Here is a 25,251-nt window from a genome sequence, read left to right as displayed (position 1 = left end):
AACGTTAATAGACACGCGCACTGGATTCCAAGCCCGTTCGGCTTGATCGTTTGACGTTCTGGAGGGGTGCGTACCGGTCAGGAACGGCGTGAACAGGGCGAGTTGACCACGCTTCAGGAGTCACAGGAGTTTTGCTGGTGACTCAAAAACGCCATCCGCCCCGGAAAACACTCAGGGCCGGAATCCGTTTTACTGGATTCCGGCCCTGAGTTTCAGTAGCGGGGACAGGATTTGAACCTGCGACCTCTGGGTTATGAGCCCAGCGAGCTACCGAGCTGCTCCACCCCGCGTCGTTGTGTCTCAAGCATACGTCATCCGCGGGGTCCGACGCACACACGCTGCCGTGACGTGGGCCTCAGTGCGGAAGGTGAGCGTTCGGCAGCTGTGCGAGAGCGGCGTACTCGGGCACCGTCACCACCTCCACGCCCCCGGCGCCGAGCACTCCGGCGCCGTCGGCCGCGGTGACGAAGGTGTCCGGCTCACGCCAGGCGGTGACCACCCGGCGCACCCCGGCCGCCAGGATCAGCCCGGCGCAGGGGACGGGCCGGGAGGCGCGGTGGGCGCAGGGCTCCAGGCTGCTGTAGACGGTGGCGCCGGGCAGGCGCGGGTCGGCCGGGTCCAGCTTGGCGAGCGCGGCCTCCTCGGCGTGGACCACCGGGTCGCCGTCCTCGCGGGAGTGTCCGCGCGCCAGCTCGGTGCCGTCCGCCGCGACGATGACCGCGCCCACGCTGAAGGCCGTGTCCGAGGGCGGGCAGAGCGCTGCCAGCTCACAGGCGGTGCGCAGCCAGTGCCGGTCGGCGGCGGTGTCCAGCGGACCGGTGCCGGGGGCGGTGGGCTCGTACCGCATCAGGACGACGTCCTCGATCCGGCGACTGCCGGTCAGCCGCAGCCGGCCGCCCTGGTAGGCGCCGGGGCCGAAGAGGCGGGGGGCGGCCGGGTCGCCGACGAAGAGCGGGGCGAGGACCAGTTGGAGTTCGTCGGCGAGGCCCTGCTGGAGGAGCTGGGTGTGCACGGTGCCGCCGCCCTCGACCATCAGCCGCCGCACTCCGCGCACGTCGTGCAGATGCGCCAGCAGCGCCCGCCAGTCGAGGCCGGTGCCGAGCGGGACCACGTCGGCGGTGTCCCCGAGGAGGCCCGCGGCCCGCTTCGCCCCCGCGTCGGTCGTGTAGACGAGCTTCTCCCCGCCGAAGTGCCAGAAATTGGCACTCGGGTCGAGATCACCGGAGCCGGTCACGGTCACCTTCAGCGGGTACTCGGCCCGCCCCTCCGCCACCCGTCCGGCCCGTCGCTCGGCCGAGTTGACCAGGAGCCGGGGGTTGTCGGCCCGGATCGTCCCGGCCCCCACGAGGATCGCGTCCACCGACGCCCGCACCTCGTCCACCCGGTCGAAGTCGGCGGGGCTGGACAGCAGCAGCCGCTCGGGCCCGGTGTCGTCCAGGTACCCGTCGAGGGAGACGGCGGCGGACAGCAGGACATGGGGGTAGGGCATCGACGCGCTCTCTCCGGACTCTTGGCTCTACGGGCGTGCACCCCTTTGTACTCGGTACCGGTGCGCACGCTCCCCAGGCCGGGGATGAGTACGGCTACTCATCCCCGGGCGCGCCCCTCGGGCCACTGTGGAGCTCACCGAACCGGACCGACCCGAAGGAAGCCCCATGCCGCACGCCATCCGCCCACGCCGTCTCCTGTCGCTCGCCACCGGCAACTGGCTCGCGCGGAGCTATCTCGTGGTTCTCGCCGCCTCCGTCCTGGCCATGCTGGTCTTCCCGGAGAGCGCGCTCGCCATGAGCCCCCTGGTGCTCACGGCTCCCCTGTCCCTGCTGGCCATGGCCTTTCCCTTCGGACCGGGCACCGAAGGCAGCGTGGCGGTGGAGGTGCTGGCCACCGGCTTCTCGATCTGCTGGCTCCTGCTGGGTGCCCTCGGGAACGCAGCCGTGCTCGGCGCCCTCGCCACGAGATCCGCGGCGAGAACCGGGGAGGCGCCCTCTGCGAATCGGGTGCGGGCCCTGCTGGTACCCGCGGTGGACAACTGGCTCTCGCGTGGATACCTCGCCGTGGTCGCGGCGGCGGTGGGGTCCTTCCTGTATGCCGTGTACGTGTCGCCGGACCCCGGTTTCGCCGGCATCTGGCCGCTCATCACCACGGCACCGCTCAGCATCGTCGCCCTCATGGCGTCCGCGCCCCTGGAGGACGCCTCCTCCACCTGGCTGAGCTCACTGGTCTTCACCGTCGGCACCGTCCTGGCCGGCCTCTTCAACGCCGTGCTGCTCGGTCGGCTCGCCCGCTCCGTGCGGGGCTGAAACCCACGGCGGGGTATCGCCTCAGAAAAAACGCTGTATAGGGCACCGGATGGCATGCCCGCATCAGATACGGTGCCTGTTCCGGCGCCTTCTTCACCAATTCCCCCTGGAGTTGGCGAAATCGTGAAGGCTCCTGACATCAGACTCCGTAGGGGAAGGCATCCGAACCGGTATGAGAGCGCGTTGGTGGGGGACGGGCACGGTCGTCGTCGCGGCGGCCGTGTGCGGGACGTTGGCCGTACAGGGGGTGGGCGGCGGCTTTGGGCATGACGGGAAGGCCGCCGCCGACCCGGTACGGGACCGGGTGCGGTCGGCCGCGCTGGACGTCCGGGGGGACGGGGCGGCCGCGACGCTCGCCCGGCGGGACGCCGAGCCGTTCAGCATGCTGGGGATCAGCTGGGAGAAACCTTCCGCCAAGCTGGCCGGCAAGGTGGAGGTACGGTCGCGGGCCGTGGGGTCCGGGAAGTGGTCCAACTGGCTGCTGCTGGACAGCGACCGGGGCGCGGGCGAGCAGAGCGCGTCGCGGGGCGGCACCGAGCCCGCGTGGGTCGGGCTCTCCGACGGTGTCGAGGCGCGGATCAACGGCAGGACCACGTCGAAGCTGCCCGCGGGGCTCCGCCTCGACATGATCACGTCGGGCGGCAAGAGCACGGGCGGCGGCGACGCCGAGCCCGCCGCCTACGTCGCGGACGGTCCCGACGACACCGGGGAGCCGGTCGCCACCGACACCCCGACCGAGACGCCGGAGCCGACCGACGTCACCACGACCGAGCCCGCGCCGCCGGAGGAGACCACCGCCGAGCCCTCGGCCGTCGAGTCGTCCCCGGAGGAGTCCTCGGAGCCGCCGGCCGAGTCGCCCTCGGCCTCCGAGAGCACCGGACCCACCGAGTCGGCGTCGCCCTCGGCCTCCTCCTCGCCCTCTCCCTCCGCCGCCGTCCCCACCGCGCCGCCCTCCACGGTTCCCCGGCCGCCGATCACCCCCCGCTCGGGCTGGCACGCGGACGAATCCATCAGCCCGGAGGCGCCGGCGTACATCGACGGGAAGATCAAGGCGGTGGTGATCCACCACACCGCCTCGACCAACGACTACACCTGCGGCGAGGCGCCGTCGATCATCAACGCGGTCTACACGTACGACGTGACGGGACTGGGCTGGAAGGACATCGGCTACAACTTCGTCGTCGACAAGTGCGGGACGATCTACGAGGGCCGTAAGGGCGGTGTCGACCTCCCGGTGGTCGGCGCGCACGCGTACGGCTTCAACTCGCAGACCACCGGCATCGCGGTCCTCGGCACGTACATCGACGCGCCGCCCCCGATGGCGGCGATGGCCTCGGTCGCCCGTCTCGCCGCGTGGAAGCTGGGCCAGTACGGGGTCCAGCCGGACTCGACCGTCACCCTCACCACCGCGCTCAGCGGGCAGAACCTGGCCGGGAAGACCTGGCAGCCGGGCGAGGAGATGCGCCTCCCCGCGATCCACGGCCACCGCGACGGCTACAACACCCTGTGCCCCGGTGACGCCTTCTACAACGCGCTCGACACCGTCCGCACCCTGGCCGCGGGCCCCGTCACCGGCCTCACCCTCGGCACGGTCACCGGCACGGGCGTGGTCGGTACGACCCCGTACACCAACGGCCCGCTCACGGTGAGCTGGTCCGCCACGACCCCGGCCTCGCTGATCTCGTCGTTCCAGGTCCTGGTGGACGGCAAGACGGCCGCGACCGTCGCGGGTTCGGCCACCTCCGCGAAGCTGACCCTGGCGGCGGGCACCCACAAGGTGCAGGTCAAGGCGGTGCACCAGTCCGGCCGTACCGCGACCAGCCTCACCCGGACGGTCGTCGCCGACACCACCGCCCCCTCCTTCACCACCAAGCCGAACCTGTCCCTGCGGACCGGCACGGTCAACACCACCGCCGTCCCGCTCACCCTCGGCTGGAAGGCCGCCGACAACGTCTCCCTGAAGGAGACCCGGCTCACCGCGCCGCTGGCGAAGACCTACGGCCCGACGGTGACCAGCGCGGCGCACACCGCCAAGTCCGGTGCGGCGACGGCCTGGACGCTGCGGGCGTACGACGCGGTCGGCAACTCCGCCACTGCCTCCGTCTCGGGGACCCCGGTGATCCTCCAGGAGACCTCGGCCGCGAGGACCGGCACCTGGACCACCAAGTCCTCCGCCAGCTACCTGGGCGGCAAGTCCCTCGGCAGCAGCACCAAGAACGCCTCCCTGACCTGGACCTTCACGGGCCGTTCCGTCGCCTGGGTGGTCTCCCGGTCCTCGGCCTCCGGCCAGGTGGACATCTACGTCGACGGCAAGAAGCTCACCACCGCCGACCTCAAGTCCCCCACCACGGCCTACCGCAACGCCCTCTGGACCAAGACCTGGCCCACCAGCGCCAAGCACACCCTGAAGATCGTCGTCCGGGCAACGGCAGGACGCCCGGCGATCACGACGGACGGGATCGCGTACCTGAAGTAGGCCCGAAACGACAGCGCCCCCAGCTCAATACGTCTCTGAGCTGGGGGCGTTCTCGTAGGCCCTGTGGGACTCGAACCCACAACCAATGGATTAAAAGTCCACTGCTCTGCCAATTGAGCTAAGGGCCCGGGGCGGTGTTGCCTGTCCGAGCATAGCTGGCGGTGGCCGTGTCTCCGATCGGGTATCGGGGACACGGCCGCGTCGGTCAGTCGCGGAGGAACCAGTGGCGGGCGGAGGCGAGCCACCAGGTGGCGGCGGAGCCGAGGACGACGAGGACGGCGACCGGGGCGTAGTTGAAGGTCTCCCAGGTGACCGGGGAGACCTGGGGGAGCATGAAGAGGACCGTGATCAGGGCGACCCAGGCGACCGAGACCACGCCGATCGGGAGCGACCAGCGGCCCAGATGCCACGGCCCGCGTTCGAAGGCGGTGCCCTTGCGGACGCGCAGCAGGGTCGGGATGACGTAGGCGATGTAGAGGCCGATCACCGCGATCGACGTCACGGCCGCGTACGCCGTGGAGTTGATGAGGTACGGCAGGCCCAGGGCGAGCGCGCCGAGGGCGGCCAGCCAGACCGCCGCGACCGGGGTCCGGGTGCGCGGGCTGACCGTGTGCCAGACGCGGGAGAAGGGCAGTGCGCCGTCGCGCGAGAAGGCGTAGATCATGCGGCTGTTGGCCGTCACGGAGGCCATCCCGCAGAAGAGCTGGGCGCCGATCACCACCAGCAGGAGCAGCTTGCCGGTCGTGGCGCCGAGCGCGTCCAGGAGGATCTGGGCCGGGGGCGCGCCGGTCGGGGAGTTCAGCGCGCCGTCGTACGACTGGATGGCGAAGGTGAAGCCCAGCAGCAGGACGAAGCCCGCGATCCAGGAGGTCCAGATGGAGCGGACGATGCCCTTGGGGCCGGCGGTCGCCGCGTCGTGGGTCTCCTCGGTCATATGGGCGGAGGCGTCGTAACCGGTGAAGGTGTACTGCGCCATGAGCAGGCCGAGCAGGACGACGTAGAAGCCACTGCCCCAGCCGGTCTCGTTGACGAACTTCGTGAACACGAAGGACGCCGACTGGTGGTGGTCGGGCAGGAGGGCGAGCGCGCCGACGATGACCGCGACACCGCCCACGTGCCACCACACGCTCACGCTGTTCAGCAGGGCGACGATGCGCACGCCGAAGGTGTTCAGCAGGCCGTGCAGCAGCAGGATCGCCGCGAAGAGCAGGACCGTACGGCCGGGCGTCACCCGGAAGCCGAACTGGAGGTTCAGCCAGGCGCCGAGGAAGGACGCCGCGCCGAAGTCGATGCCCGCCGTCACGGCCACCTGGCCCAGCACGTTGAACCACCCCGTGAACCACGCCCAGGCCGCCGCCGAGCGCGGGGGCGCGAGCCGGTGCGCCCAGAAGTACAGGCCCGCCGAGGTGGGATAGGCGGAGCAGATCTCGGCCATCGACAGGCCGACGAGGAGCGTCATCAGGCCGACCACCACCCAGCCCCAGGTGATCACGGCGGGGCCGCCGGTGACCATGCCGAAGAGGTACAGCGTGAGGCAGCCGGACAGCACCGAGATGATCGTGAAGGAGACCGCGTAGTTGGAGAACGCCGACATCCGGCGGGCCAGGACCTGGGTGTAGCCGAGCTGGGCGAGCCGCTCCTCGTCGGACAGGACCGGCCCGGCGCTCGCTTTCGTGTCGTCTGTCATGACCCCAGCAATTCCCTGGGCGCAGACGTGACATGCGCCACTCGGCGGCCGAAAAGCGCCGGGCACGCGAAGGGCCCGTACGGACAACGCCGTACGGGCCCTTCGTCAGCTCACTTGGTGTCAGCCGTTGTGCTTCCAGCGGGGCTTGTCCTCGCGGCGGCCGAAGGAGGAGCCGTTGCCGCGGTGGTCGTCACGGCGGCTGGTGGAGGGGCGCTCGTGGCCGCCGGCGCGGAAGCCCGGACGGTCGTCGCGGCGCTCGCGGTTGAAGGGGCGGTCGCTGCCCCGGTGGCCACCACGGTCGTCACGGCGGAAACCACCGCGGTCGTCACGGCGCTCGAAGGAGCGGCCACCACGGTCGTCACGGCGCTCGCCACCACGGTCGCCACGGTCCTGGTTGAACGGACGGCGCTCGCCACCGCGCTCGCCACCACGGTCGTCGCGGCGCTCGAAGGAGCGGCCACCACGGTCGTCGCGGCGCTCGAAGGGACGGCCACCGCGGTCGTCACGACGCTCGAAGCCACGACCGCCACGGTCGTCACGGCGCTCGCCACCACGGTCGTCACGGCGGAAACCACCGCGGTCGTCGCGGCGCTCGAAGGAGCGGCCACCGCGGTCGTCACGACGCTCGAAGCCACGACCGCCACGGTCGTCACGGCGCTCGCCACGGTCGCGGTCGAAGGAGCGGCGCTCCCGGCCCGCCGGACGCTCGTCGCGCTCGGTCACGCGGGCCGCCGGACGCTCCGCCTCGGCGGCCGCCTCGGCCACGGCCTGCTCGGCCGACGCCTGCGCCTCGGCCACGGCGGCCTCGGGGTCCTCGCCACGCTCGCGGGCGACCCGCGCCACCAGGCGGTCGGCGTCCTCGCGCAGCTCACCGGCGCGGCGCTGGGCGCGCTCCAGCTCCTTGACCAGCTGGGCGACCTCACGCTCGGCCTGCTGCGCGGCGTTGCCCGCGGACTCGGCCTGCACCTCGGTCATGGAACGGGCGCCGGTGATCTCGGCGACCTCGGGCTCGAAGGCACCGGCCCCCTGGATGATGTGGCGCGCGGCGTCGACGCCCGCGTCCTCCATCAGCCGGAAGATCTGACGGCGCTGGTGCGGCAGGGACAGCGAGACGACCGTGCCGGAGCGGCCCGCGCGGGCGGTACGGCCGGAACGGTGCAGGTAGTCCTTGTGGTCGCCCGCCGGGTCGACGTTCAGGACCAGGTCGATGCCGTCGACGTGGATACCGCGCGCGGCGACGTCGGTGGCGACGAGCGCGTTGACGTAGCCGTCCTTGAAGTCGGCCAGCGTCCGCGTACGCGCGCCCTGCGTCATGCCGCCGTGCAGCGCGTCGGCCTTCACGCCCGACTCGCGCAGCTGCTCGGCGATGCGGTCGGCGCCCAGCTGGGTGCGGACGAAGATGATCGTGCGGCCCTTGCGGGAGGCGATCGCGGCGGTGACCGGCGCCTTGTCCTTGGGCTTCACGATGAGGATGTGGTGCGACATGGTCGTGACGTTGCCCTGGGCGCTGTCGACCTCGTGCGTGACCGGGTTGGTCAGGTAGCGCTTGACCAGCGTGGAGATCTCGTTCTCCATGGTGGCCGAGAACAGCATGCGCTGGCCGCCGGCCGGAACCTGGTCGAGGAGCTCGGTGACCTCGGGCAGGAAGCCCAGGTCGGACATCTGGTCGGCCTCGTCGAGGACCGCGATCTGGACGTCCTCCAGGGAGCAGGCGCCGCGGTTGATGATGTCGCGCAGACGGCCCGGGGTGGCGACGAGGACGTCGACGCCGCGCTCGAGGGCGTAGATCTGGTTGCCCATCGAGGTGCCGCCGCAGACGACCTTCATCTTCAGGCCGAGCACGTCACCGTACGGCTGAAGGGCGTCGGCGACCTGCATCGCCAGCTCGCGGGTCGGCGTCATGATGATGGCGCGCGGGCGCTTCTTCTCGGTGCGGCCGCCGGCCAGCGTGGCCAGGGTGGGCAGACCGAAGGAGAGGGTCTTGCCGGAGCCGGTGCGGCCACGGCCGAGGATGTCCTTGCCGGCCATGGCGTCCGGGATGGTCGCGGCCTGGATCGGGAACGGGGTGGTGACACCGTTCTGCGCGAGCTTGCGCACGATGCCCTCGGGCAGACCGAGGTCGGCGAAGGTGAGCTCGGGGGTGGTGTCAGGGGTGTCGATGGCCTCGTCGGCCTCGACGACAGCGATGACCTCGTTCGTCTCGTCGACGAGAGCGGCCTCGTTCTCGGGGCTCTCGGGCACGACGAACTGGTCAGAACTGGAAACGGACATGCGAATGCGAAACCTTCCGGAGTCTCTCGGCACGCGCCCGTCAACTCCGTGATTCGCTCAACACAACCGCCTCAATGCGGTCCGTCACGGCAAAGGAGAGTACGCGCCACACGGCGCGCTCTGCGATGGCGCCGGGCAAATGGGATCAAACGATCTACCACCATACGCACCCCCCACCCCTGAAGGCAAACCAGCTCGTCAGACGTGGTTCCGGCGGCCCGCAGGACTCACACCGCGACCCCCACGGCGGACACCGGAACCCGCGCGCCCAGCTGCGGAGCGGGCTCCTCATGGGCCGAGGAGGACGGTTCGGCCGACGGCGCCTCGGTCTCCACCGGCGGCGGGGTCGAGGCGGGCGGCTCGGGCGGCGCGGAGGACACCGGAGGCGGCGTCGGCTCCCCGGTCGGCACCGGTTCACCGGGCCGCACCGTCTGCCCCGGCTTCGACGGCACCGCCGAATCCTCGCCCGGCTTGCTCGCGCCGGCCGAGGGCGCCCCCGGCTCGCCGTGCTTCTTCTTGCCCCCGTGCCCGCGCTTGCCGTCGCGCTCGTCCTCACCGCCCGCCCCGGCCCCGCCACCCCCGGAGACCGGCCCGCCCCCGGAGTCCGCACCCTCCCGCTGGGCGGCGGAGTGCGGGGTACGGGCGGGGCCCGCGTCGTCGCCGACGCGCACACAGCCGGAGGCGGCGGCCACGGCCAGCACCGCGACGACCAGACGGACGGGTACGTACAAGCGGCGCACGACAGCCACCTCCCGAGCGGGGGAACGGAAACGCACTGCCCAACTCCCACCGCCCGCAAGAGGACACGCCGCCTTCCGAGCCCGCCGGTGCGCGGCGTGTCGCGCGTACACCTCCCGCGGCGGGCGCGGGTCCCCGACAATGGCCGTGTGCTGGAGATGACACGCGACAGGTTCGAAGAGCTGGTGAGCGAGGCCCTGGACCGGATCCCGCCGGAACTGACGCGGGTCATGGACAACGTGGCCGTCTTCGTGGAGGACGAACCCTCCGCCGACGACCCCGAACTGCTCGGCCTGTACGAGGGCACCCCGCTCACCGAGCGCGGCGAGTGGTACGCCGGGGTCCTCCCGGACCGCATCAGCGTCTACATGGGCCCCACCCTGCGGTACTGCGAGACCGCCGAGGAGGTGGTCCACGAGGTGGCCGTCACCGTCGTCCACGAGGTCGCCCACCACTTCGGCATCGAGGACGCCCGTCTGCACGAACTGGGCTGGGGCTGAGCCGGCGCCCCGCATGTTCCGGCGTTCGTACGGGCATACGGCTCCAATGCCCCGAGTCCCCGCCGCTGCCGTCCCGGACCCGCCCCGCGACCGGAAGTGGTGGCAGCTGCCGCGCCGATCGGGGAGTGGCCGCGTGCTCAGGGCGTTCGGCCTGACGGGTGTCGTGCTCGTCGGGGCGTGGCTGGGCCTGCTGATCGTCGGCAACGTCCGGGCCCCCGTGGGCCCGATGGACACCACGATGGCCCTGCGGCCCTCCCTCAGCGGCGGCACCAAGATCAATGTCTCCCCGCTCGGCGCGCTGACCCTGGACAGCCACGTCGCGCCCGTCCGGCTGGACGTCGACGTGGACCAGCTCGACCCGGCGCGCGCCCAGGCGCTGGTCGACCATCCCGAGCGGCTGTCCGGGCTCCAGGACGAGGTGGCCCGTGACGTCGAGCGGGGCACGCTCGACCTCGCGGTGCGCTCGTGCGTGGCCGTCGTCACCGGCGCGACCGCGCTCGGCCTCGCCGTCTACCGCCGCCCGCGCCCCGCCCTGGCGGCCGGCGGCCTCGCGCTGGCGCTGCTCGCGGCCTCGGGGGTGTCGGCGTACGCCACGTGGAACCCGAAGTCGGTGTTGGAACCGAAGTTCTCCGGGCTGCTCTCCTCGGCACCGTCCGTCGTGGGCAACGCCCGCAGCATCGTCACCGACTTCGACGTCTACCAGCAGGAGCTGGCCCGCCTGGTGACCAACGTGACCAAGCTGTACGACGTCGCCTCCACACTCCCCGCCTACCAGCCCGACCCCTCCACGATCCGGGTCCTGCACGTCTCCGACATCCACCTGAACCCGGCCGCGTGGAAGATCATCGGCTCGCTGGTGGACCAGTACAAGGTGGATGTGATCGTCGACTCCGGCGACACCATGGACCACGGCACCTCGGCGGAGAACGGCTTCCTCGATCCGGTGAAGGACCTGGGCGTGCCCTATGTGTGGGTCCGGGGCAACCACGACTCGCGCGCCACCCAGCGCTACCTGGAGGGCATCAAGAACGCGCACGTGCTGGACGAGGGCCGGGCCGAGACGATCGCCGGGGTGCGCTTCGCGGGCACCGGCGACCCCCAGTTCACCCCCGACCGCTCCCAGGCGACCGGCGGTGACGCGGCCGAACGGCTCGCGGGCGCGCGGCTCGCCTCGGCGCTGCGGGACCAGAAGGCGAAGGGCACCCCGGTGGACATCGCGGTGGCGCACGAGCCGGTGGCCGCCGCCGGGACCGACGGCACCGTGCCGCTGGCGCTCTGCGGCCATCTGCACACCCAGGGGACGAAGATCCTTCCGCTGGGCACCCGGCTGCGCCGCGAGGGCTCGACCGGCGGCAGCGGACTGCGCGCGGTGGAGGGCCAGTACCCGGCCCCGATCGAGGCGTCGGTGCTCTACCTGGACCGGGACACCCGGCAGCTCCAGGCATGGGACGCGATCAAGCTGGGCGGGCTCGGGCGGACCACGGCGGAGGTCAGCCGGCATCTGGTGAAGCACTGAACCCCCACTCGGCGCCGCCCCTCGCGCCGCCTCGGCGGCGAAGGGTTTTGCCCATACCGCTCGCGATCCCCTATGCTTCACACGTCCCCGACGCGCTGCAAAGCGCCCAGGCGGGCCGATAGCCCTCATCGTCTAGCGGCCTAGGACGCCGCCCTTTCAAGGCGGTAGCACGGGTTCGAATCCCGTTGGGGGCACCACAATAGACTTGTCGCGAAGGCCCGCCCTGATTCAGGGCGGGCCTTCGCGTTTCCCCATGTCCGGGCACCGGCCGCCCCCGAAAAGCTCGGTACGGAGCACCGGCCCTGCTCTGATACGCTTCTCGAGCGACGTCAGCCCAACAGATGCGCACCTCACCACCGGTGGGAAACGCGTTGGGAGGACCCGCAACCTTGTGCGACACTGTCGTACAGCGCCTGGTCCTGTGGAGCAGTTTGGAGTGCTCGCCACCCTGTCAAGGTGGAGGCCGCGGGTTCAAATCCCGTCAGGACCGCTGAGGTTTCACGTGAAACCTCGTGGCTGGGTAGCTCAGTTGGTACGAGCGATCGCCTGAAAAGCGATAGGTCGCCGGTTCGACCCCGGCCCCAGCCACAACCGCCCGGTTCGGGCCGAACCCCTTCCAGTTTCTGGAGGGGGTTTTTGCGTTCCCGGGCTCCACGGAGCGCGGTTGCAGGCGGATGGCGCGGGACTAGAGTGAAAAGCATCCATTCGTGGGGAAATCACTCAAGGGGGCGTTCCATGCCCGCCACGAACAGAAAACGGACGGCTGCCCTGTGTTCGGTCTTCATGGCCGCCGGCGTCGTCCTCGCTCCGATCGGCTTCCAGCAGGCAGCTTCCGCGGCGCCCGCTCAGGCCCACGTCAGCACGACGACCACGGCGCCCGCCTCTCCCGGGGACTACAAGAAGGGGTTCCGGGACGGCTTCAGGTCCGGGTACCGCGACGGCCGCCACTGCCATCACCGCGACGGCGACCACCGCTCCGGCAAGGGCCTCTCGCTGAAGGACCCGAACCGCGACTACCAGCAGGGATTCAAGAACGGCTACAAGTCGGGCTTCCGGCTCGGCCGGAACTCCTGCTGACGCGCGGCACCGAGGTCCAGCACCTCCGCGTCAATTCATTCGCGCGGTATTTCCCCGAGGTGAGATCCTGGATCGCGTATGTCTACGCATCCCGCCCCCGCCTTGGGGTCTCTCGCCTCCCGTCTGACCGAGCTGTCGCTGCGTGACGCGCACCGGCTCGGGCGCAGGCTCGAAGGCGCACGCAAGATCCGTAAGCCGGAGGCGCGTGCCGCCGTCCTGGCCGAGCTGGAGGGCGAGGTCGACAAGGCCGCGTCCCGGATGACCGAGCGGCGCTCCCGGGTGCCCTCGGTCAGCTATCCCCAGCAGCTTCCGGTCAGCCAGAAGAAGGACGAGATCGCGGCCGCCATCCGCGATCATCAGGTCGTCATCGTGGCCGGTGAGACCGGTTCCGGGAAGACCACCCAGATCCCCAAGATCTGTGTGGAGCTGGGCCGGGGCCTGCGCGGGATGATCGGGCACACCCAGCCCCGCCGAATCGCCGCCCGGACCGTCGCGGAGCGCGTCGCCGACGAGCTGCACACCCCGCTCGGCGAGACCGTCGGCTGGAAGGTCCGCTTCACCGACCAGGTGAACCCGGACGCCACCTTCATCAAGCTGATGACGGACGGCATCCTGCTCGCGGAGATCCAGAACGACCGCGAGCTGCGCGCCTACGACACGATCATCATCGACGAGGCCCACGAGCGGTCCCTCAACATCGACTTCCTGCTCGGCTATCTCGCCCAGCTGCTGCCCAAGCGGCCGGACCTGAAGGTCGTCATCACCTCGGCGACCATCGACCCCGAGCGGTTCTCCCGGCACTTCGGCGACGCCCCGATCATCGAGGTCAGCGGACGGACGTACCCGGTGGAGGTCCGCTACCGGCCGCTGCTGGAGGAGGACTCCACCGACGCCGACCGGGACCAGATCACCGCGATCACCGACGCGGTCGAGGAACTGATGGCCGAGGGCCCCGGCGACGTCCTCGTCTTCCTCTCCGGCGAGCGGGAGATCCGGGACACCGCGGACGCGCTGGAGAAGAAGAAGTTCCGCTCGACCGAGGTGCTGCCGCTGTACGCCCGCCTCTCGCACGCCGAGCAGCACCGGGTCTTCCAGCAGCACTCCGGGCGCCGGATCGTGCTGGCGACCAACGTCGCCGAGACCTCGCTGACCGTGCCCGGCATCAAGTACGTCATCGACCCCGGCTTCGCCCGGATCAGCCGTTACAGCCACCGCACCAAGGTCCAGCGGCTGCCCATCGAACCGGTCTCGCAGGCCAGCGCCAACCAGCGCAAGGGCCGCTGCGGCCGTACCTCCGACGGCATCTGTATCCGGCTGTACAGCGAGGACGACTTCCTCGCCCGGCCGGAGTTCACCGACGCCGAGATCCTGCGTACCAACCTCGCCTCCGTCATCCTGCAGATGACCGCGGCCGGCCTCGGCGAGATCGAGAAGTTCCCCTTCATCGACCCGCCGGACCACCGCAACATCCGCGACGGCGTCCAGCTCCTCCAGGAGCTCAACGCCCTCGATCCCGCGCAGAAGGACCCCCGCAGGCGGCTCACCGACACCGGCCGCAAGCTGGCTCAGCTGCCCGTCGACCCGCGCCTCGCCCGCATGGTGCTGGAGGCCGCCAAGAACGGCTGTGTCCGCGAGGTCATGGTCATCGCCGCCGCGCTCTCCATCCAGGACCCGCGCGAGCGCCCGGCCGACAAGCAGACCCAGGCCGACCAGCAGCACGCCCGCTTCCGCGACGAGACCAGCGACTTCCTCGCCTACCTCAACCTCTGGCGGTACCTGCGCGAGCAGCAGAAGGAGCGCGGCTCCTCCTCGTTCCGCCGGATGTGCAAGCAGGAGTACCTGAACTTCCTGCGGGTGCGCGAGTGGCAGGACATCTACCTCCAGCTGCGCACGGTCGCCAAGCAGATGGACATCCACCTCAACGAGGAGGACGCCCCCGCCGACCGCGTCCATGTCTCCCTCCTCGCGGGCCTGCTCTCCCACGTCGGGATGAAGGACGTGAAGGACGGCAACAAGAACGAGTACCTGGGCGCCCGCAGCGCCAAGTTCGCGGTGTTCCCCGGCTCCTCGCTGTTCAAGAAGCAGCCGAAGTTCCTGATGTCGGCCGAGCTGGTGGAGACCTCCCGGCTCTGGGCCCGCGTCAACGCGAAGATCGAGCCCGAGTGGGTCGAGCCGCTCGCGGAGCACCTGCTGAAGCGCACGTACAGCGAACCGCACTGGGAGAAGGACCAGGCGGCCGTGATGGCGTACGAGAAGGTGACGCTGTACGGCGTCCCGATCGTCGCCCAGCGCAAGGTGAACTACGGCCGGATCGACCCCGGGATCTCCCGCGAGCTGTTCATCCGCAACGCCCTGGTCGAGGGCGACTGGCGCACCCACCACAAGTTCTTCGCCGACAACCGCAAGCTGCTCAGCGAGGTCGAGGAGCTGGAGCACCGGGCGCGGCGCCGGGACATCGTCGTGGACGACGAGACGCTGTTCGACTTCTACGACCAGCGGGTGCCCGAACACGTCGTCTCCGGCGCCCACTTCGACTCCTGGTGGAAGCACAAGCGGCACGAGCAGCCCGAATACCTGGACTTCGAGCGGGAGATGCTCATCCGGGAGTCGGCGGAGGCGGTCACCAAGGCCGACTACCCCGACAGCTGGCGCCAGGGCGAGCTGAAGTTCCGGGTGACCTACCAGTTCGAGCCCGGCGCGGACGCCGACGGTGTGACCGTGCACATCCCGCTCCAGGTGCTGAACCAGGTCACCGACGAGGGCTTCGAGTGGCAGATCCCCGGTCTGCGCGAGGACGTCGTCACCGAGCTGATCCGCTCCCTGCCCAAGCCGATCCGCCGCAACTACGTCCCGGCGCCGAACTACGCCAAGAAGTTCCTTCAGCGGGCGGTCCCCCTCCAGGAGCCGCTGGCCACGACCATGGCGCGCGAGCTGAAGCGCATGGTGGGCGTGCCCTTCGAGGCCGAGGACTTCGACTGGTCCAAGGTGCCCGACCATCTGAAGGTCACCTTCCGGATCGTGGACGAGCGGCGCCGCAACCTGGCCGAGGACAAGGACCTGGAGGCGCTCAAGCTCCAGCTGCGGCCGAAGGCCCGCCAGGCCATCTCGCAGGCGGCCGCCGCCACCGCGTCCCGGCAGGGCGGGCCCTCCCTGGAGCGCTCGGGCCTGACCGACTGGAGCATCGGCACCCTCAGCCGGGTCTTCGAGACCCGCCGGGCCGGGCAGCCGGTGAAGGCGTACCCGGCGCTGGTGGACGACGGCGACACGGTCTCGGTCCGCCTCTTCGACACCGAGGAGGAGCAGGCCGAGGCGATGTGGAAGGGCGTGCGCCGGCTGATCCTGCGCAACATCCCGGTGAACCCGGCGAAGTTCGCGTCCGAGAAGCTGACGAACGCGCAGAAGCTCGCGCTCTCCGCCAATCCGCACGGTTCGGTGCAGGCGCTGTTCGACGACTGCGCGATGGCGGCGGCCGACAAGCTGATCGCGGACTTCGGCGGCCCGGTGTGGGACGAGGAGTCGTACCGGAAGCTCTACGACAAGGTGCGGGCCGACATCGTGGACACCACCGTGCGCGCGGTGGGCCAGGTGCAGCAGGTGCTGGCCGCCTGGCAGGCGTGCGAGCGGCGGCTGAAGGCGGTCACCAGTCCGACGCTGCTGGCCAATCTGACGGACGTACGGCAGCAGTTGGCCGCGCTGGTGAAGCCCGGCTTCGTGACCTGGGCGGGCATCGCGCGGCTGCCGCACCTGATGCGCTACCTGGTGGCCGCCGACCGGCGCCTGCAGCAGATGCCGACGAACGTCCAGCGGGACACCACCCGCATGCAGAAGGTGCACGAGATGCGGGACGAGTACGCCTGGCTGCTGGAGCAGCTGCCCCAGGGGCGCCCGGTGCCCCGGCGGGTGCTGGACATCCGCTGGATGCTGGAGGAGCTGCGGGTCAGCTACTTCGCCCACGCCCTGGGCACGGCGTACCCGGTCTCCGACAAGCGGATCGTGAAGGCGATCGACGCCGCCGCACCGTAGCGGAGCGGCCGCGCTGGGTGAGTTCGACCCGCACCCCCGGACTCCTGTACAGTCCATCTCGCAGCGCAACGCGGAAGCGAAGCGCGGCACCAGATGGTCCTGTGGAGCAGCTTGGAGTGCTCGCCACCCTGTCAAGGTGGAGGCCGCGGGTTCAAATCCCGTCAGGACCGCAGAAAGAGAAGGGCCCCCGGAATCCGGGGGCCCTTTCCTCGTCTCCGGGCGCCCGCCGGCGCCCTTGACGGGGCCACGTCCCGCCGGTACCCAGAAGACAGGCCCCGCTTCCCCCTGTGCGGCCTGCGGAGGTGGCGTATGGCGGAATCGGTCCGGCACGAGACACGGGCGCTCCTGAGGGCGCACCTGTCGGCCGCCTCGCCCTACCGGCACCGCACCCGCCACTGCCCGGTCTGCCACCGCCTGCTGCGGCTGGCCATGGACGCGGCCCCAACACCCGTTCCTGCGGGGGACGGTGGGACGGACGAGCGCCAATAGCGCACCTGTGGGCGGGACAACAAGGACCTCGGCGTGTGACGGGAGTCACGGCATGAGTTTTTGAAACCCGGGTTCTTACCACTGCCCTACAACAGATCAATTTAATATGTGCAATTGCACCCTCCCCCGAGGTGCCCCGCGGGGCTCGCGAGGGAAGCGCGGGGTCGGCACGCGAGGCGGCGCGCGGGACCTCCCGCAGCCCTCCCCAGACTCCGACAAGGCCGCTCACGCGGGGGCCGGCGGACGCCCGGGAGCGCACAAAAAAGATCGCGCTGGACCCGGCGGAGTCCAGCGCGATCGACGACGCACTCGGTGCCACACGCCGTCAGAGTTCGTCCGGCGCGTGCATGGGGCCTGTTGGGGCAGGTCCCGCGTCATGTGGAGCTAGTGCTTGGGCGCTTCGGCCGGTTGGGGGGCCGGTCGCTTTGCCCGGTTATTCGGTTGTTCAGGCCTCGCTGCGCTGCTGCGGGATGCCCGCGAGCAGAGCGCGGACCTCCGCCTCGCGGTAGCGGCGGTGCCCGCCGAGCGTGCGGATCGACGTGAGCTTGCCGGCCTTCGCCCACCGCGTGACCGTTTTGGGGTCGACACGGAACATGGTGGCGACCTCAGCCGGGGTCAGCAGCGGCTCGGCATCAGGGGTGCGAGCGGTCATGAGCGGCCTCCTCGGGAGAACCGAACCTTCTCGGTTCTTTCCTCTAAATTCTGCACCTTGACCCGCGTTGCCCGAAATGGCGGACGCGAGTCGAGTCGGTTATAGGACGAACGGCTTGTCCTCGGCACTACAACTACACCATCTGTCCAGCCGCGTCGGCCAAACCGATGGAATTGCCCTCCCAGGTGTTCATCCACGACGGAAGCCGATGGACCATGCCATAGCGGACAGTCACGCCGACGTGACGATCAGTCACATGGCGATCGGGAGCCACAAGACCCACCAAAGCGTGCAATGCGGAGAATCCGCCCATAGTGGAGCACAGATGGGCAGACAGAGTCCTCCCCGGACTCCTTGTCCTATTTTGGCACGAGGAGTGGCAAGAGACGCAAGGGCCGTGTAAGTGCCGTCCATCACCCAATGAGGCAAAAGCCCGGTTCGAGGCCAACGCCCCGTCAAACGGCCCAAGTTCCGTAGACCGTACGCTGTTCGAGGCCATTTCGACCGTGATGTGCGTCACTCCGGCAGGGCTCAGTTCGCCGAGCGCAGGTCCCGCACCGACCGCCAGCGGGCCGCCAGCCGCCCGTAGGCCCGGCTCGCGGCGCTTCCGTCACCCCGGCGCAGCGCGTCGATGCCCTCGGCCACGTCCGCCGCGGAGTGGTCCTCCTGAAGCGTCCCGGCCGGCACCGCGTGCACCAGGCCGCCGTAGTCCAGCTCGACCACCGAGCGCGGGTGGAACTCCTCCAGCCAGCGGCCGACGTCCAGCACGCCGTCGATCAGCGGGCTCTCCTCGACCGTGTCCCGCAGCGTGCGCAGCGACCGCGCCACCCGGCGCCGGGCCTGCACCATCGGCGTGCGGTAGCGCAGCATCGCCGGGGTCTCGCCGCTGCGCGGCTCGAACCTGCGCTCCTCGTCGGCGACCAGCACGAACCAGTTCAGCGGGATCTGCCAGGTCGCGCCGCGAATCCAGGGGCGGGCCTCGGGGTTGCGCTCGAGCCAGCGCTCGTAGTCCTGGGCGGCCTGGTCGCGCACCAGGGGCGGGAGGACCGCGTCCAGCACCGGGGCGGGCAGTTCCTCGCCCAGACCGGCCAGCGCCTGCCAGCCTCGCAGCCGGGTCCGCCAGGGGCAGACGCACACCACGCCGTCCCGCTCCAGCACGAACGCGTCGGCGCTCTCGTGCACCGGGACCGGCACCGGCGGGGTGGGCAGCAGATCGGCCAGCGAGCGGCGCAGCTCGTCCTGGTAGGTGGGGCGGTCCGGACGGCGGGCATAGCGGGTCCAGTGGTCGCGCTCCGGCTCCGGGAAGGCGGCCAGCGGCTCGTACACGCGCAGGTAGGCGGCATAGGGGACGACCACGGAGGACACCTTGGGCACGCCTGCTCCCTCCCCATCCCGATCGCCTCGAAACCACTGCAAATCGTGCCACGGCCCCACCCGCGCGTCGCACCTGCGGGTGATCCTCGGCGGGTGCCGGTCCTGGGCCGGGCGCAGGCTCTACGCTCAGCCTTGCGGCCCAACAGCCGCGTGGCAGCACCCCGCCACCCTCCCCCGCCACCAAAAGTGTGGGGGCACCCCCAGGGGCTCCGGCCCCGCCCGCCGCTTCTTACACAGGAGTCACCACAGTGACCGAGGTAACCGGCGTCACCGCAGATGTCCTGCACACCCTGTTCCGCTCGGACCAGGGCGGCCATGAGCAGGTCGTGCTCTGCCAGGACCGCGCCACCGGCCTGAAGGCCGTCATCGCCATCCACTCCACCGCGCTGGGCCCCGCGCTCGGCGGCACGCGCTTCCACCCGTACCCGAGCGAGGCCGAGGCCGTGGCCGACGCCCTCCAGCTCGCGCGCGGGATGTCGTACAAGAACGCCATGGCCGGTCTCGACCACGGCGGCGGCAAGGCCGTGATCATCGGTGACCCGGAGCGGGACCGCACGGAGGAGCTGCTGCTCGCCTACGGCCGCATGGTCGCCTCGCTCGGCGGCCGCTATGTCACCGCGTGCGACGTCGGCACCTATGTCGCCGACATGGACGTGGTGGCCCGCGAGTGCCGCTGGACCACCGGGCGCTCGCCGGAGCAGGGCGGCGCGGGCGACTCCTCGGTGCTCACCGCGTTCGGCGTCTACCAGGGCATGCGCGCCTCGGCCCAGCACCTGTGGGGCGACCCCTCGCTGCGCGACCGCGTGGTCGGCATCGCGGGCGTCGGCAAGGTCGGCCGGCATCTGGTCGGGCATCTGCTGGCGGAGGGTGCCCGGGTGGTGGTGACCGACGTCCGCACCGAGGCCGTGGACCGGATCGTCGAGGCCCACCCCGCCGTGCGCCGGGTCGCGGACACCGAGGCGCTGATCCGTCTCGAGGGGCTCGACATCTACGCCCCCTGCGCGCTGGGCGGGGCGCTGGACGACCACACGGTGCCGGTGCTCACCGCCTCCGTGGTGTGCGGCGCGGCCAACAACCAGCTGGCCCACCCCGGTGTGGAGAAGGACCTCCAGGACCGGGGCATCCTCTACGCGCCGGACTACGTGGTGAACGCGGGCGGGGTGATCCAGGTCGCCGACGAGCTGCACGGCTTCGACTTCGAGCGGTGCCGGGCGAAGGCCGCGAAGATCTTCGACACCACGCTGGCGATCTTCGCACGTGCGAAGGCGGACGGGGTTCCGCCCGCCGCGGCGGCCGACCGGATCGCCGAGCAGCGGATGGCCGAAGCCCGCACGGCACGCTGACCGACACGCCGAGGAAGCAGGCGCCCGGACATGGACCCGGCAGTGCGCGCGGTCCGTGTCCGGGTGGGCGTCCGCACGGGCGAGCGGTACCCGCCGGGGGCAACTTGGAGAGAACTGTCACTTCCGTCGGCGGGTCGTACCCCGATAAGTGGTTAAAATCGCCATTGACCAGCGAGGACAGGGCACCTCGTGGGTCCTGTGCACACGCGCGTGCTGCGGGCGACGTACCGTATGGGCGCGGGCTCAGGTACCGTGGAAGCCCTACGGACCGGCCTCTCTACGGGGAGCCCGTTCCGGATCATGAACGCGTGTCAGACTCTGGGGCCGTTGAGCCCCGTCACCGAGGGGGTCGAGCCATGGGGCGCGGCCGGGCCAAGGCCAAGCAGACGAAGGTCGCCCGCCAGCTGAAGTACAACAGCGGTGGGACTGATCTGTCGCGTCTGGCCAATGAACTGGGCGCATCGACTTCGAGCCAGCCGCCGAACAGCGAGCCGTTCGAGGACGATGAGGACGACGAGGAAGACCTCTACTCCCGTTACGCCGACCTCTATGAGGACGACGAGGACGAGGACGAGGGTCCCTCACAGCACCGTCGCGGCGCTTGACCTTGCACTGAACAGCGGAAGACCGGTCGGTGGCACTGCCACTGACCGGCTTCTGTGCTGTCCGGAGCCGGCCGGCGGCAGCCGCTAGACCGCGTAGTCGCCGACGAGTCCGGCGGCGCTCTCCTGCTCGCCGCGCTCGGCGATCGTGCCGGCCACCCAGGCTTCGACGCCCCGGTCCGCCAGCGTGGTCAGCGCCGCCTCGGCCGACTCGGCCGGTACGACGGCCATCATGCCGACGCCCATGTTCAGGGTCTTCTCCAGCTCCAGCCGCGCCACGTCGCCGCTCCGGCCGACCAGGTCGAAGACCGGGCCCGGCGTCCAGGTGGAGCGGTCCACGGTGGCGTACAGCCCGTCCGGGATCACCCGGGCCAGGTTGGCCGCGAGGCCGCCGCCGGTGATGTGCGAGAAGGCGTGCACCTCGGTGGTGCGGGTCAGCGCCAGGCAGTCCAGCGAGTAGATCTTGGTGGGCTCCAGCAGCTCCTCGCCGAGCGTGCGGCCCAGCTCCGCGACCTCGGTCTCCAGCTTCAGCCCGGCCCGCTCCAGCAGGACGTGACGGACCAGGGAGTACCCGTTGGAGTGAAGCCCGGAGGACGCCATGGCGATCACCACGTCGCCCGAGCGGATGCGGTCGGGGCCCAGCAGCCGGTCGGCCTCCACCACGCCGGTGCCGGCGCCGGCCACGTCGAAGTCGTCCGGGCCGAGCAGTCCGGGGTGCTCGGCGGTCTCGCCGCCCACCAGGGCGCACCCGGCGAGCACACAGCCCTCCGCGATGCCCTTGACGATCGCGGCGACCCGCTCGGGGTGGACCTTGCCGACACAGATGTAGTCGGTCATGAACAGCGGCTCGGCGCCGCACACCACGATGTCGTCCATGACCATGGCGACCAGGTCGTGCCCGATGGTGTCGTACACGCCGAGGCGGCGCGCGATGTCGACCTTCGTGCCGACGCCGTCCGTGGCGGAGGCGAGCAGCGGGCGCTCGTAGCGCTTGAGGGCGGAGGCGTCGAAGAGGCCGGCGAAGCCGCCGATGCCGCCGAGGACCTCGGGGCGGCGCGTCTTCTTCACCCACTCCTTCATCAGCTCGACGGCGCGGTCGCCCGCCTCGATGTCGACGCCCGCGCTCGCGTAGCTGGCACCCGTGGTCTCAGAGGACATGACTTGAGAGAACTTTCCTGTCGTACGGCTCGGACGGCGCAGCTCAGGGACGCCGGATGGCGTCGGCCGCGGCGGTGGCGGCGGTTCCGGCCGCCAGCTCGGTCTCCAGCAGCTGCTTGCCGAGCAGCTCCGGGTCGGGCAGCTCCATCGGGTACTCACCGTCGAAGCAGGCGCGGCACAGGTCCGGCTTGGCGATGGTGGTCGCCTCGATCATGCCGTCGAGGGAGATGTAGGCGAGCGAGTCGGCGCCCAGGCTGGTGCCGATCTCCTCGATCGTCATGCCGTTGGCGATCAGCTCGGCGCGGGTGGCGAAGTCGATGCCGAAGAAGCAGGGCCACTTCACCGGCGGCGAGGAGATCCGGATGTGGACCTCGGCGGCGCCGGCCTCGCGCAGCATGCGGACCAGGGCCCGCTGGGTGTTGCCGCGCACGATGGAGTCGTCCACGACGACCAGGCGCTTGCCCTTGATGACTTCCTTGAGCGGGTTCAGCTTCAGCCGGATGCCGAGCTGGCGGATCGTCTGCGAGGGCTGGATGAAGGTCCGGCCGACGTAGGCGTTCTTCACCAGGCCGTTGCCGAAGGGGATGCCGGACGCCTCGGCGTAGCCGATCGCGGCCGGGGTGCCGGACTCCGGGGTCGCTATGACCAGGTCGGCCTCGGCGGGCGCCTCCTTGGCCAGGCGGCGCCCCATCTCCACCCGGGACAGGTAGACGTTCCGGCCGGCGATGTCGGTGTCCGGGCGGGCCAGGTACACATACTCGAAGACACAGCCCTTGGGCTTCGCTTCCGCGAATCGGGAGCTGCGCAGGCCGTTCTCGTCGATGGCGATGAACTCGCCCGGCTCGATCTCGCGGACGTAGGACGCGCCGCAGATGTCGAGCGCCGCGGACTCGGAGGCGACCACCCAGCCGCGCTCCAGCCGGCCGAGGACCAGCGGGCGGATGCCCTGCGGGTCGCGGGCGGCGTAGAGGGTGTGCTCGTCCATGAAGACGAGCGAGAACGCGCCCTGGACCTTCGGGAGCACCGCGTGCGCGGCCTCCTCGATGGTCAGCGGCTTGCCGTCCTCGTCGACCTGGGCGGCGAGCAGCGCCGTCAGCAGGTCGGTGTCGTTGGTGGCCGCGACGCGGGTGGAGCGGCCGTTGGTGTCCTTGGGCAGGTCAGCGACCATCTCCGCCAGCTGGGCGGTGTTGACCAGGTTGCCGTTGTGGCCGAGCGCGATCGAACCGTGCGCGGTGGCGCGGAACGTCGGCTGGGCGTTCTCCCACACGGAGGCGCCGGTGGTCGAGTAGCGGGCGTGTCCGACCGCGATATGACCCTGGAGCGAACCGAGCGAGGTTTCGTCGAAGACCTGGGAGACCAGGCCCATGTCCTTGAAGACGAGGATCTGGGAGCCGTTGCTGACCGCGATTCCCGCGGATTCCTGGCCCCGGTGCTGGAGGGCGTAGAGCCCGAAGTACGCGAGCTTTGCGACCTCTTCGCCAGGCGCCCAGACACCGAAGACGCCGCAAGCGTCCTGGGGGCCTTTTTCGCCGGGAAGCAGATCGTGATTGAGTCGACCGTCACCACGTGGCACGTTTCCGAGTGTAGGCGAGGCGGACCGCTGGGCCGAATTGGGGATATGTGGCCCCCGCCGAACCTGGACTCGCGATCACTTTGGTGGATTCTGCGTTTTCGCAGGTCAGAGAGTCGACTGTGCGTCGGACCACGGGTGGTCGGGGCTCAGGTGAGCGCTCCTGGGGCCCGTGGGGACCTTTCGTGAGTGAGGTGTCGCACACCATCTCGCCCTTCATCGGGACTCGCTCGGCGTGAGCTGGACGCGTCCTCCCTTCTCCGTGGTGAGGGTGAGCGCCCCGTCGTCGGTACGCGCCGTCAGGGCGCCGGAGTTGAGGGCGCGGGTCAGGGCGCGTTCGAAGGTCATCCGGGGTTCGTCGCACGCCATCCGCGTGACGCGCAGGGTGCCGAAGTCGATCCGGCCGTCATCGATGGTGGTGGGCGCGGAGAACGTGTTGCAGCCGAGGTTGCCGGTCGCCCGGCCGTCGTCGTCGATGCGGATACGGGCGGCCGCGGGGGCGCGGTGCGTGGTGCCGCCCTCGGTGACGCTGTCCACCCGCCAGTCGGTGCCGGTGAGGCGCGGGGGTGGGGCGACCGAGCCGCTGCCGGGGTCGGAGGTGTCGTTTCCGCAGGCCACCGCGAGCGGTACGAGCGCGGCGGCCACGGTCAGTGTCATGCGCTGCGTGTGCCGGTCCATGCCGGTTCGACGTGCGCGGTGCGGCCGGGGTTCCCCGCTATCCGCCGAGTGGCAGCAGACCGGAGAGGTCGGCGCGCTCCCCGCTCGCGCTCACCTCGGCCCGCGCGACGGCGTCCGCCCAGGTCAGGCGGCCGGTGGCGAGGCGCACCCAGGTGAGCGGGCCGGTCTCGACCACGTTGGGCGGGGTCCCCCGTGTGTGTCTCGGTCCCTCCACGCACTGCACCACCGCGTACGGCGGCACCCGCACCTCGGTGGAGCCACCGGGTGCCTTGGCCGCGAGGGCGTCGGCGAGCAGCCGGGTCGCGGCGGCGAGGGCGTGCCGGTCCTGGGGCACATCGAGTCCGGGCACCGCGTCGGTCAGGTCGTCGGCGCCGAGGACCAGCTCGACAGCCCGGGTGACCAGGTACTCGTTCAGCGGCAGCACCCCCGCGCCGGTGTCCACCAGCGGGCTGCCGGGGTGGTCGGCCAGCAGGGCGCGCAGCTCGGCCTCGGCGGCGGCGAGATCGGCGGGGACGGGGGTGAAGGCGACGGGCCCGCGCAGCGGCCACTCCGCGAGCGGGAGCGTCTGCTTCAGCTGGGCCGGCCGCTCCAGCGCCTGCCGGACAGCGGCGACGGACGCGGTGACGTGCGCGGCCAGTTCCCCCACGGTCATCCCCTCCCGGCGCGTGGGCAGGGCGAGTTGATCGGGGGCGAGGCCCTCCACGGCCTCCCGTACCGCGCCGAGCTGCGCGAGCACGGCGGCACGGGTCCGGATGGGGTCGTACTTGCGGGCACGCTTCTTCGCCGGTGGCATGGGG

Annotated in this window: 19 protein-coding genes and 6 tRNA genes; 13 read left to right on the top strand and 12 right to left on the bottom strand. The window is 70.8% G+C overall.

Annotation, left to right across the window (positions count from 1 at the left end):
* Window positions 1–216: 216 nt before the first annotated feature.
* Window positions 217–290 (bottom strand) — tRNA-Met (locus ACIGA3_RS18680).
* 65 nt (window positions 291–355) lie between these two features.
* Window positions 356–1,489, bottom strand: coding sequence for a dihydrofolate reductase family protein (locus ACIGA3_RS18675; protein WP_399716610.1), 1,134 nt, complete (start codon window positions 1,487–1,489; stop codon window positions 356–358).
* Between the two features lie 166 nt (window positions 1,490–1,655).
* Here ACIGA3_RS18675 and ACIGA3_RS18670 point away from each other — a divergent pair, with 166 nt between their 5' ends.
* Window positions 1,656–2,300 carry an SCO4225 family membrane protein gene (locus tag ACIGA3_RS18670; protein WP_399716607.1) on the top strand — a complete coding sequence of 215 codons (645 nt, stop codon included), beginning with the start codon at window positions 1,656–1,658 and terminating at the stop codon, window positions 2,298–2,300.
* Between the two features lie 172 nt (window positions 2,301–2,472).
* On the top strand, window positions 2,473–4,776 hold the full coding sequence (locus tag ACIGA3_RS18665; protein ID WP_399716605.1) for a peptidoglycan recognition protein: 2,304 nt from the start codon (window positions 2,473–2,475) through the stop codon (window positions 4,774–4,776).
* Window positions 4,777–4,831: 55 nt separating this feature from the next.
* On the opposite strand, the gene ACIGA3_RS18660 is transcribed toward ACIGA3_RS18665, so the two are convergent.
* From ACIGA3_RS18660 to ACIGA3_RS18645, 4 genes are all read right to left on the bottom strand, one after another.
* Window positions 4,832–4,904: transfer RNA gene (locus ACIGA3_RS18660), tRNA-Lys, on the bottom strand.
* A 77-nt stretch (window positions 4,905–4,981) separates the two neighbouring features.
* Complete coding sequence (locus tag ACIGA3_RS18655) at window positions 4,982–6,463, bottom strand: amino acid permease (RefSeq protein WP_399716602.1); 1,482 nt, start codon at window positions 6,461–6,463, stop codon at window positions 4,982–4,984.
* Between the two features lie 120 nt (window positions 6,464–6,583).
* Window positions 6,584–8,734, bottom strand: a complete 2,151-nt coding sequence (locus tag ACIGA3_RS18650; RefSeq protein ID WP_399716600.1) for a DEAD/DEAH box helicase — start codon at window positions 8,732–8,734, stop codon at window positions 6,584–6,586.
* 227 nt (window positions 8,735–8,961) lie between these two features.
* Window positions 8,962–9,474 carry a hypothetical protein gene (locus tag ACIGA3_RS18645; RefSeq protein WP_399716597.1) on the bottom strand — a complete coding sequence of 171 codons (513 nt, stop codon included), beginning with the start codon at window positions 9,472–9,474 and terminating at the stop codon, window positions 8,962–8,964.
* A 147-nt stretch (window positions 9,475–9,621) separates the two neighbouring features.
* On the opposite strand from ACIGA3_RS18645, the gene ACIGA3_RS18640 reads away from it, so the two are divergent.
* The 9 genes from ACIGA3_RS18640 (at window position 9,622) to ACIGA3_RS18600 (ending at window position 17,077) form a co-directional block, all read left to right on the top strand.
* Window positions 9,622–9,972, top strand: a complete 351-nt coding sequence (locus tag ACIGA3_RS18640; protein ID WP_399716595.1) for a metallopeptidase family protein — start codon at window positions 9,622–9,624, stop codon at window positions 9,970–9,972.
* A 13-nt stretch (window positions 9,973–9,985) separates the two neighbouring features.
* The gene (locus tag ACIGA3_RS18635; RefSeq protein ID WP_399716592.1) at window positions 9,986–11,488 is read left to right on the top strand and encodes a metallophosphoesterase; all 1,503 of its coding nucleotides are present in this window, start codon (window positions 9,986–9,988) and stop codon (window positions 11,486–11,488) included.
* A gap of 121 nt (window positions 11,489–11,609) precedes the next feature.
* A tRNA-Glu gene (locus ACIGA3_RS18630) sits at window positions 11,610–11,685 on the top strand.
* Between the two features lie 218 nt (window positions 11,686–11,903).
* Window positions 11,904–11,978, top strand: a tRNA-Asp gene (locus tag ACIGA3_RS18625).
* A gap of 24 nt (window positions 11,979–12,002) precedes the next feature.
* A tRNA-Phe gene (locus ACIGA3_RS18620) sits at window positions 12,003–12,076 on the top strand.
* A gap of 147 nt (window positions 12,077–12,223) precedes the next feature.
* Window positions 12,224–12,565: a hypothetical protein gene (locus ACIGA3_RS18615; protein WP_399716589.1), complete on the top strand. Its 342-nt coding sequence runs from the start codon at window positions 12,224–12,226 to the stop codon at window positions 12,563–12,565.
* A gap of 78 nt (window positions 12,566–12,643) precedes the next feature.
* A complete protein-coding gene (gene hrpA, locus ACIGA3_RS18610; RefSeq protein ID WP_399716586.1) occupies window positions 12,644–16,588 on the top strand; it encodes an ATP-dependent RNA helicase HrpA in 3,945 nt (1,314 codons plus the stop codon).
* Window positions 16,589–16,683: 95 nt separating this feature from the next.
* Window positions 16,684–16,758 (top strand) — tRNA-Asp (locus ACIGA3_RS18605).
* A gap of 139 nt (window positions 16,759–16,897) precedes the next feature.
* On the top strand, window positions 16,898–17,077 hold the full coding sequence (locus ACIGA3_RS18600; RefSeq protein WP_399716583.1) for a DUF6274 family protein: 180 nt from the start codon (window positions 16,898–16,900) through the stop codon (window positions 17,075–17,077).
* A gap of 445 nt (window positions 17,078–17,522) precedes the next feature.
* Here ACIGA3_RS18600 and bldC read toward each other — a convergent pair whose 3' ends face one another.
* A complete protein-coding gene (gene bldC / locus ACIGA3_RS18595) occupies window positions 17,523–17,729 on the bottom strand; it encodes a developmental transcriptional regulator BldC (RefSeq protein ID WP_003949541.1) in 207 nt (68 codons plus the stop codon).
* A gap of 531 nt (window positions 17,730–18,260) precedes the next feature.
* A complete protein-coding gene (locus ACIGA3_RS18590) occupies window positions 18,261–19,103 on the bottom strand; it encodes a hypothetical protein (protein WP_399716580.1) in 843 nt (280 codons plus the stop codon).
* A 248-nt stretch (window positions 19,104–19,351) separates the two neighbouring features.
* On the opposite strand from ACIGA3_RS18590, the gene ACIGA3_RS18585 reads away from it, so the two are divergent.
* Both ACIGA3_RS18585 and ACIGA3_RS18580 read left to right on the top strand, forming a co-directional pair.
* Window positions 19,352–20,446 carry a Leu/Phe/Val dehydrogenase gene (locus ACIGA3_RS18585; RefSeq protein ID WP_399716577.1) on the top strand — a complete coding sequence of 365 codons (1,095 nt, stop codon included), beginning with the start codon at window positions 19,352–19,354 and terminating at the stop codon, window positions 20,444–20,446.
* 356 nt (window positions 20,447–20,802) lie between these two features.
* Window positions 20,803–21,051 (top strand): DUF3073 domain-containing protein, encoded by a 249-nt coding sequence (locus ACIGA3_RS18580; RefSeq protein ID WP_399716574.1) that lies wholly within the window; start codon window positions 20,803–20,805, stop codon window positions 21,049–21,051.
* Between the two features lie 84 nt (window positions 21,052–21,135).
* Here ACIGA3_RS18580 and purM read toward each other — a convergent pair whose 3' ends face one another.
* The 4 genes from purM to ACIGA3_RS18560 all read right to left on the bottom strand — a co-directional run bounded on the left by purM (window position 21,136) and on the right by ACIGA3_RS18560 (window position 25,247).
* Window positions 21,136–22,206, bottom strand: a complete 1,071-nt coding sequence (gene purM, locus ACIGA3_RS18575; protein ID WP_399716571.1) for a phosphoribosylformylglycinamidine cyclo-ligase — start codon at window positions 22,204–22,206, stop codon at window positions 21,136–21,138.
* Between the two features lie 43 nt (window positions 22,207–22,249).
* Complete coding sequence (gene purF, locus ACIGA3_RS18570; protein ID WP_399716569.1) at window positions 22,250–23,779, bottom strand: amidophosphoribosyltransferase; 1,530 nt, start codon at window positions 23,777–23,779, stop codon at window positions 22,250–22,252.
* Window positions 23,780–23,992: 213 nt separating this feature from the next.
* Entirely contained in the window at window positions 23,993–24,433 is a 441-nt protein-coding gene (locus ACIGA3_RS18565) for an META domain-containing protein (RefSeq protein WP_399716566.1), read from the bottom strand.
* A 58-nt stretch (window positions 24,434–24,491) separates the two neighbouring features.
* The gene (locus tag ACIGA3_RS18560; RefSeq protein ID WP_399716563.1) at window positions 24,492–25,247 is read right to left on the bottom strand and encodes a sterol carrier family protein; all 756 of its coding nucleotides are present in this window, start codon (window positions 25,245–25,247) and stop codon (window positions 24,492–24,494) included.
* Window positions 25,248–25,251: the final 4 nt, after the last annotated feature.

Origin of the sequence: Streptomyces sp. NPDC085596 (assembly GCF_044541565.1) — a bacterium.
Classification (GTDB): domain Bacteria; phylum Actinomycetota; class Actinomycetes; order Streptomycetales; family Streptomycetaceae; genus Streptomyces.
This window is presented reverse-complemented; position numbering and strand designations above follow the sequence as displayed.

What these genes read in the sequence shown, in the direction of transcription:
- ACIGA3_RS18675 (WP_399716610.1), bottom strand. Translation starts at nt 1,489, where the DNA reads ATGCCCTACCCCCATGTCCTGCTGTCCGCCGCCGTCTCCCTCGACGGG.
- ACIGA3_RS18670 (WP_399716607.1), top strand. Translation starts at nt 1,656, where the DNA reads ATGCCGCACGCCATCCGCCCACGCCGTCTCCTGTCGCTCGCCACCGGC.
- ACIGA3_RS18665 (WP_399716605.1), top strand. Translation starts at nt 2,473, where the DNA reads ATGAGAGCGCGTTGGTGGGGGACGGGCACGGTCGTCGTCGCGGCGGCC.
- ACIGA3_RS18655 (WP_399716602.1), bottom strand. Translation starts at nt 6,463, where the DNA reads ATGACAGACGACACGAAAGCGAGCGCCGGGCCGGTCCTGTCCGACGAG.
- ACIGA3_RS18650 (WP_399716600.1), bottom strand. Translation starts at nt 8,734, where the DNA reads ATGTCCGTTTCCAGTTCTGACCAGTTCGTCGTGCCCGAGAGCCCCGAG.
- ACIGA3_RS18635 (WP_399716592.1), top strand. Translation starts at nt 9,986, where the DNA reads ATGTTCCGGCGTTCGTACGGGCATACGGCTCCAATGCCCCGAGTCCCC.
- ACIGA3_RS18615 (WP_399716589.1), top strand. Translation starts at nt 12,224, where the DNA reads ATGCCCGCCACGAACAGAAAACGGACGGCTGCCCTGTGTTCGGTCTTC.
- hrpA (WP_399716586.1), top strand. Translation starts at nt 12,644, where the DNA reads ATGTCTACGCATCCCGCCCCCGCCTTGGGGTCTCTCGCCTCCCGTCTG.
- ACIGA3_RS18600 (WP_399716583.1), top strand. Translation starts at nt 16,898, where the DNA reads ATGGCGGAATCGGTCCGGCACGAGACACGGGCGCTCCTGAGGGCGCAC.
- bldC (WP_003949541.1), bottom strand. Translation starts at nt 17,729, where the DNA reads ATGACCGCTCGCACCCCTGATGCCGAGCCGCTGCTGACCCCGGCTGAG.
- ACIGA3_RS18580 (WP_399716574.1), top strand. Translation starts at nt 20,803, where the DNA reads ATGGGGCGCGGCCGGGCCAAGGCCAAGCAGACGAAGGTCGCCCGCCAG.
- purM (WP_399716571.1), bottom strand. Translation starts at nt 22,206, where the DNA reads ATGTCCTCTGAGACCACGGGTGCCAGCTACGCGAGCGCGGGCGTCGAC.
- ACIGA3_RS18565 (WP_399716566.1), bottom strand. Translation starts at nt 24,433, where the DNA reads ATGACACTGACCGTGGCCGCCGCGCTCGTACCGCTCGCGGTGGCCTGC.
- ACIGA3_RS18560 (WP_399716563.1), bottom strand. Translation starts at nt 25,247, where the DNA reads ATGCCACCGGCGAAGAAGCGTGCCCGCAAGTACGACCCCATCCGGACC.